Annotated in this window: 5 protein-coding genes; all 5 read right to left on the bottom strand. The window is 41.1% G+C overall.

From position 1 onward, the window contains the following. Window positions 1-116: 116 nt before the first annotated feature. From EXS92_RS07230 to tig, 5 genes are read right to left on the bottom strand one after another with little or no spacing between them, the layout of a single operon-like run. Window positions 117-2,177, bottom strand: a complete 2,061-nt coding sequence (locus EXS92_RS07230) for a heavy metal translocating P-type ATPase (RefSeq protein WP_165516016.1) — start codon at window positions 2,175-2,177, stop codon at window positions 117-119. Window positions 2,178-2,201: 24 nt separating this feature from the next. Next, on the bottom strand, window positions 2,202-3,722 hold the full coding sequence (locus tag EXS92_RS07225; protein WP_165516015.1) for a YifB family Mg chelatase-like AAA ATPase: 1,521 nt from the start codon (window positions 3,720-3,722) through the stop codon (window positions 2,202-2,204). Window positions 3,723-3,727: 5 nt separating this feature from the next. Next, window positions 3,728-4,252, bottom strand: a complete 525-nt coding sequence (gene def / locus EXS92_RS07220) for a peptide deformylase (RefSeq protein WP_001185867.1) — start codon at window positions 4,250-4,252, stop codon at window positions 3,728-3,730. A gap of 4 nt (window positions 4,253-4,256) precedes the next feature. Then, window positions 4,257-4,844, bottom strand: coding sequence for an ATP-dependent Clp endopeptidase proteolytic subunit ClpP (clpP, locus tag EXS92_RS07215; RefSeq protein ID WP_000540576.1), 588 nt, complete (start codon window positions 4,842-4,844; stop codon window positions 4,257-4,259). Between the two features lie 20 nt (window positions 4,845-4,864). Then, window positions 4,865-6,220, bottom strand: a complete 1,356-nt coding sequence (gene tig, locus EXS92_RS07210) for a trigger factor (RefSeq protein WP_165516014.1) — start codon at window positions 6,218-6,220, stop codon at window positions 4,865-4,867. Window positions 6,221-6,267 lie beyond the last annotated feature (47 nt).

Here is a 6,267-nt window from a genome sequence, read left to right as displayed (position 1 = left end):
CAAAAACCTCTTCAAGCGTTTTAAACTCCACCCCCTTAGGCGCTAAGGTTTGGAGCAAGCGCTCTATTTTATGCATTTTGCCCCTCTTCTAAATGGCTAATGATAAATTCAAGGCTTTAAGCCCTCATCGCGCGCATGGAGTTGGCTAAGGCTAAAAGCGTAACCCCCACATCGCCAAAGACCGCCTCCCACAAGCTCGCTACCCCTATAAGCCCTAGCACGATAAAAACCGCCTTAATCCCTAAAGCAAACAAGATATTTTGCCAAATAATGCTTTTAGTTTTTTTAGCGATCGCTAAAACTTTGACTAAAGAGCTTAAGGAGTCATTAGTGATCACAATGTCTGCGCTTTGCTTGCTCAATTCTGAGCCTTTCCCCATGCCAATCCCCACATCAGCGCTCGCTAGAGTCGGAGCGTCATTGATGCCATCGCCTACAAAAATCGCCGGGGCTTTATAGCGTTCTTTAAAGGTTTTAAACACGCTCGTTTTTTCTTCAGGCAACAAGCTCGCATGATATTCACAGCCTAGAGTTTGAGCGATGCTCTCAGTCGCGCTTTTTCTGTCCCCGCTCAAAATGCAAAAATTTTCTATCCCTTGCGCTTTCAAATCCCTTAAGCACTCTATGGCGTCATCTTTAATCTCATCGCTAATGACGATATAGCCGATATAAGTTTGGTTAAAAGCCACATGCACGATCGTGCTGTTTTCTGGGGAAGGGCTGTGCGCGATATGGAATTGATCGAGCATTTTTTCATTCCCTGCGATGATTAAATCCGTATGGCATTGCGCTTTAACCCCCATCCCGCTCAATTCTTCATAATTTTTAATGTCATGCTGGTGCTTATCGTCCTTTAACATTTCTTCGCATGCTTTTTGAATGGATAAAGCGATCGGGTGCGTGGATAAGAGCTGCGAGCAAGAAGCGTAATGCAAAACTTCTTCTTTAGAATGCCCGTTTTGCGGCACAATATCTGTTACTTTAAAAACGCCTTTAGTTAAAGTGCCGGTTTTATCAAAGGCGATGCTTTTAGCCTGGGTAAGCACCTCTAAAACATGCACGCCTTTCATTAAAATGCCCTTTCTGCTCGCCGCTCCCACGCCTCCAAAATACCCTAAAGGCACAGAAATCACTAACGCGCAAGGACAGCTCACCATTAAAGCCACAAGCCCCCTATAAATCCACTCATCAAAGCTCCCCATAGAAAACAAGGGCGGTAATACAGCGATCATTAAGGCGATGAATAAAACGCTTGGGGTGTAATAGCGTGAAAATTTAGTGATAAATTTCTCTGTTTCGCTCTTTTCATTCGTGGCTTGTTGGACTAAATCCACCACTTTAGCGATAGAAGAATTTTTATATATTTTTTCCACTTGAATTTCAAGGACCGCTTTTAAATTCAAGCTCCCCCCTAAAACTTTAGAGCGTTCGCTGACATTAATGGGCATGGACTCCCCACTCAACGCCCTTTCATCTAGCAAACTTTCGCCCTTAACTACCACGCCATCAACAGGCACTTTTTCGCCGACTTTCACCACCACGATGTCATTAACTCTTAAATCTTCAGGAGCAACACTCACTAGATCATCGCCCTTTTTCAAATAAGCCAGATTAGGAGCGACATCCACTAAAGCCTTAAGGGATTTTTTAGAGCGAGCGATAGCGAGTTTTTGCAAAAATTCGCCCGCTGAATAAAACACCATAATAGACACACTCTCTTCATAAGCCCCCACGCAAAAAGCCGCAATAGTCGCAATGAGCATCAAAGCGTTTTCATCAAAAAATTGCCCTTTCCTAAGCCCACGAAACGCTCCTAAAATCACATCTTTACCGCTCACTAGATACACTAAGGCTAGCACCACAAACACCGCTTTTTCAATGAAAGGGCTAGGTTCAAGGTGTAAGATTAAAATCGCGCCCAAAAAGACAGCGATCGTAATGATGAGCGGGGTAAAACTCAAGGGCTTTTCTGCAGCCTCTTTAAAAGACAGGCTCAAATGCGGTTCGTTTTGCTTGATGAAAGCCTTAACTTTTTCAAAATCGCTCGTGTCCAAAAACAGCTTACTGGTGCTGAAATTGATTTGAGCCTTTTTCACATAGTCTAATTTGTTTAAATCCCTTTCTAATTTAGACGCACAATCAGGACAATCCAAATTGTGAATGTGGTATTCTTGCATTTTCTCTCCCTTATAAAAATCCTTTTAAGAAATCTTTCTAAAACTCAGCGCTTTAAGCATGTGAGATTTTTCTATATTCTCGCAAGCGTTTAAATCCGCAATCGTCCTAGCGACTTTTTTGACCTTATTGACAGAGCGCATGGACAGATTAAACCTTTCAACCGCCTGCTCTAACAACTTTTGCGCTTCAAAATTTAAAGGGCAAAATCGTTCTATCTGCTCTTCATTAAGCTTACCATTAAAAGCACTCTGTTTCCTTAACTTTTGCTGTTTGAAAGCTAATAATACCAATTCATGCATCTCTTTTGAAGTCCAAGAATGCGACGGCGTGTCTTTATAATTCCCCTCTTCCATTTGCACGAACAAATCAATCCTGTCTAAAAAAGGCTCGCTCAAGCGGTTTTTATACTGCGTGATTTCTCTGTCTTGGCAACGGCATGCTTTGGTGGCGCTGAGTAAATTCCCGCACAAGCAAGGGTTTTGAGCCCCCACAAATAAAAAAGAGGTTTCGTATTCAATTTTGCTGTGTACTCGTGAGATCACTAATTTATTGTTTTCTAAAGGCTCTCTCAAAGCTTCCAAAATATCCTTTTTAAAATGGGGCAATTCATCAAAAAAAAGCATGCCGTTATGCGCTAAGGCGATTTCGCCAGGTTTTGGCTCTCTTAAAGAGCTTGAGCCTAAAATGCTGGATTTTGAAGCGCTTTGGTGAGGGTTTCTAAAACTCCTTAAGGGGTAATAGGCGCTGTCTTGCTCGCTTAAAATGCGCAATTTTGTCGCTTCTAGGATTTCATTCAGGCTCAATGGAGGCAAAATATAACGCATGCGATTAATAATCATGCTTTTCCCACAACCTGGACTTCCCTCTAAAATCAAGTTATGAAACCCAGCGCTAGCGATCAAAGCGGCCTCTTTAGCGACAGCTTGCCCCTTAACTTCTTTAAAATCTAAGGCATAGGCGTCTGAAAAATAATACTCTTTATCGTTCAATTCTATCGTTTTAAAGGGTAGTTTTTTCGTGTGGGTGTCTGCTTTGATTTCAGGGTTTTGCAAGATTTCTAACGCTTCTTTAAAATGCTCCACAAAAAAGCATTGCAAATTAGGAATGAGCGAAAAAAGCTCTTCATTAGCCTTAGGCGCAATGATTTTAGCATGGGGGTGTTTAATGGCAATGTCTAAAAGCATGGGGAAAATGTTAGAATTGGGTTTGATCTTGCCATCAAGCCCCAACTCCCCAAAAGCAAACCACTCTTTAAAAGCTAACTCTTGTTTTTGCAAAGCGATTAAAAGAGCGATAGGCAAATCAAAATGGCTCCCGGATTTAGGCAAATCTGAGGGGGAAAGGTTGATGGTGATTTTTAAAGGCGGGAAAGTGAAATCGTTATTTTGTAAAGCCGATTGGACCCGCTGTTTGGCTTCTTGAATAGAGTTATTAGCCAAGCCTGAAATCACAAACGCCGGCAAAGCCCTTGTGAAAGTCGCTTCCACAGCCACGATTTCTGCCACCCCCCTTTGCATGGTCGCGCAAAATATCGTGTTGATCATGGTTGTTACTCGCGTTTTTGTTTTTTTTGCAACTCTTTGAGTTCTTTTTCAAATTTCTTACGCTTCAAAATGGATAATTTATCCACGAATAACACGCCATTGAGGTGATCGATCTCATGCTGAATGGCTACCGCTAAAAGTTCGCTCGCTTCTAAAATTTTCACTTCAGCGAAGCGGTTTTGATACTCTATCTTAACCTTTTCAAAACGCTCCACTTCTTCGTAAAATCCCGGCACAGACAAGCACCCTTCTTTATACATCATTGACCCCTTAGTTTCTATCCATTTAGGGTTAATGATTTCCAAGCAGTCTTCTTTATGTTGCACGCCGTCTTCTTGTGGGAGGTTGATAATGAGCATCCTTAAAGGCAAGCCCACTTGAATAGCGGCTAACCCTATCCCCTCACTAGCGATCATGGTTTCATGCATGTCGTCTAATTGCTGGTGGAGTTTTGAATCAAAAGAAACGACTTCTTTAGAAATCGTTCTTAAGATTTTAGAAGGGTAATGGATAATCTCTAATAACGCCATGCAATCACTTCACATTTTTCTGCAACACTTTATCAATCAAGCCATACTCTTTAGCTTCTTTAGCGCTCATGTAAAAATCCCTATCCGTGTCTTTAGCGATTTGTTCCAAACTCTGCCCTGAGTTTTGAGCCAGAATAGAATTCATCAAACCCTTAAGCCTGAGAATTTCGTTAGAAATGATTTCAATATCGCTCGCTTGCCCTTGAGCCCCCCCTAAAGGCTGGTGGATCATAATCCTTGAATGAGGCAATGAAAAGCGCTTGCCCTTAGCCCCACAGCTCAGTAAAAACGCCCCCATAGAAGCCGCTTGGCCGATGCAAATCGTGGAAACATCAGGGCGGATAAAATTCATGGTGTCATAAATGCTAAGACCGCTTGTTATCACCCCACCGGGAGAATTGATATACAAGCCAATGTCTTTTTCAGGGTCTTCAGCTTCCAAAAACAAGAGTTGGGCCACAATAGAAGACGCCACGCTATCGTTAATTTCACCGCTCAATAAAACAATACGATCCTTTAAAAGGCGTGAGTAAATATCATAACTGCGTTCGCCACGCTCTGTATTTTCTATTACATAAGGAATGTATCCCATCATTTTTCCCTTTTAATCGTTTAACCCACTTGAGTTTTTTGAGCGTTAGGCCTCATTTTTTCCAAAATTTCTTGCTGCTCTTTAGGCAGGTTTTTATCTAACAAATAAGTCAGCACCCGATCTTCAATCATCGCCATTTTCACCGCCGCCAACATGTTATTTTTGCGGTATTGTTCAATGAGATTTTCTGGGTTTTGCCCTGTCATCATCGCTTCATAATACAAGGTTTGAAAGACTTCATTATCATGCACGCCAATCTTTTCTTCCTTCGCTAGAGCGTCAATGATAAAAGTGATTTTCACGCTTTTTGTCGCATCGTTCCTAAAGCTCTCACGCTTTTCTTTGGCTTTTTCTTGACTTTCTTGTAAGGATTTGACTTCTTCAGCTTGCATGGAATAAAGAGCGTTCCTGAACAACAAATCCATTTCTTGCTCTATGATCGTTTTAGGCAAATCAAAAAGGATCTTTTCGTCTAAATTTTCAATCAATTTTTCTTTCAGCTCTTCATTATAAAGCCTGGCTTTATTTTCTAAAAACAGCTGCCCTTCAACCCTTTCTTTTAAAAGCTTTAAAGTCGCATTCTCTTCATTAGCTAGCACGATTTTAGCGAGTTCGTCATTGATTTCTAACACTTCACGCGCTTGAATCTGGTGCAATTTCACTTTAAAAAGGGCTTCTTTGCCGGCTAAATGCTCTGCGTGGTATTCGCTAGGGAAAGTCAAAGGGAATTCTTTTTCTTCGCCCGCTTGCATGCCTAAAAGAGCCTTTTCAAAATCTTCTAGCATTTGCTTACTGCCTAAAATCAAACTGAAATTCTCAGCCTTGCCCCCTTCAAAAGGCGCATTATCTATAAAGCCTTCAAAATCAATCGTTAATTTATCGTCGTTTTGAGCTTTTCTTTGAGTGTTAGTATCCACAAATTTCGCATAGTCTTTAGCGAGCTGTTTCAAACGCTCATCAATTTTTTCTTCATTGGGAATTTCCACTCCCACGCTAGGCACGCACTCTTTGATCTTGTCTAAAACAATCGTGGGTTTTAAGCCGATGTCCGCTTCTATTTCAAAATGCGTGTCTTTTTTTTCAAATTTAGTGAGATTGGGGCTGCCGATGAGATCCTTATTTTCAATCCCTAATTCCTTAAAAGCGTTTTTCAAAACCTCTTGAATCATCTCTTCTTGAGCGTCTTGTTCAATTTGGGCTTGATAACGGGTTTTCACTAAGCTAAGGGGGACTTTACCTCTTCTAAAGCCATCAATTTTAACTTTTTGGGCGATTTTTTGAGCGATTTTATCATAACGCTTTTCTAAATTTTCAATGGAAGGTTTAGCGCTCAAACGGGCGTTAGCGGTGTCAATCTTTTTCACTTCAAGATTCATTTTTTTCCTTAAAAAATTAAAAGTTTTATGGGCATTATAGCTTAATT

It is taken from the genome of Helicobacter pylori (assembly GCF_011175115.1).
Classification (GTDB): Bacteria; Campylobacterota; Campylobacteria; order Campylobacterales; family Helicobacteraceae; genus Helicobacter; species Helicobacter pylori_DF.
This window is presented reverse-complemented; position numbering and strand designations above follow the sequence as displayed.

What these genes read in the sequence shown, in the direction of transcription:
- clpP (WP_000540576.1), bottom strand. Translation starts at nt 4,844, where the DNA reads ATGGGATACATTCCTTATGTAATAGAAAATACAGAGCGTGGCGAACGC.
- EXS92_RS07225 (WP_165516015.1), bottom strand. Translation starts at nt 3,722, where the DNA reads ATGATCAACACGATATTTTGCGCGACCATGCAAAGGGGGGTGGCAGAA.
- def (WP_001185867.1), bottom strand. Translation starts at nt 4,252, where the DNA reads ATGGCGTTATTAGAGATTATCCATTACCCTTCTAAAATCTTAAGAACG.
- tig (WP_165516014.1), bottom strand. Translation starts at nt 6,220, where the DNA reads ATGAATCTTGAAGTGAAAAAGATTGACACCGCTAACGCCCGTTTGAGC.
- EXS92_RS07230 (WP_165516016.1), bottom strand. Translation starts at nt 2,177, where the DNA reads ATGCAAGAATACCACATTCACAATTTGGATTGTCCTGATTGTGCGTCT.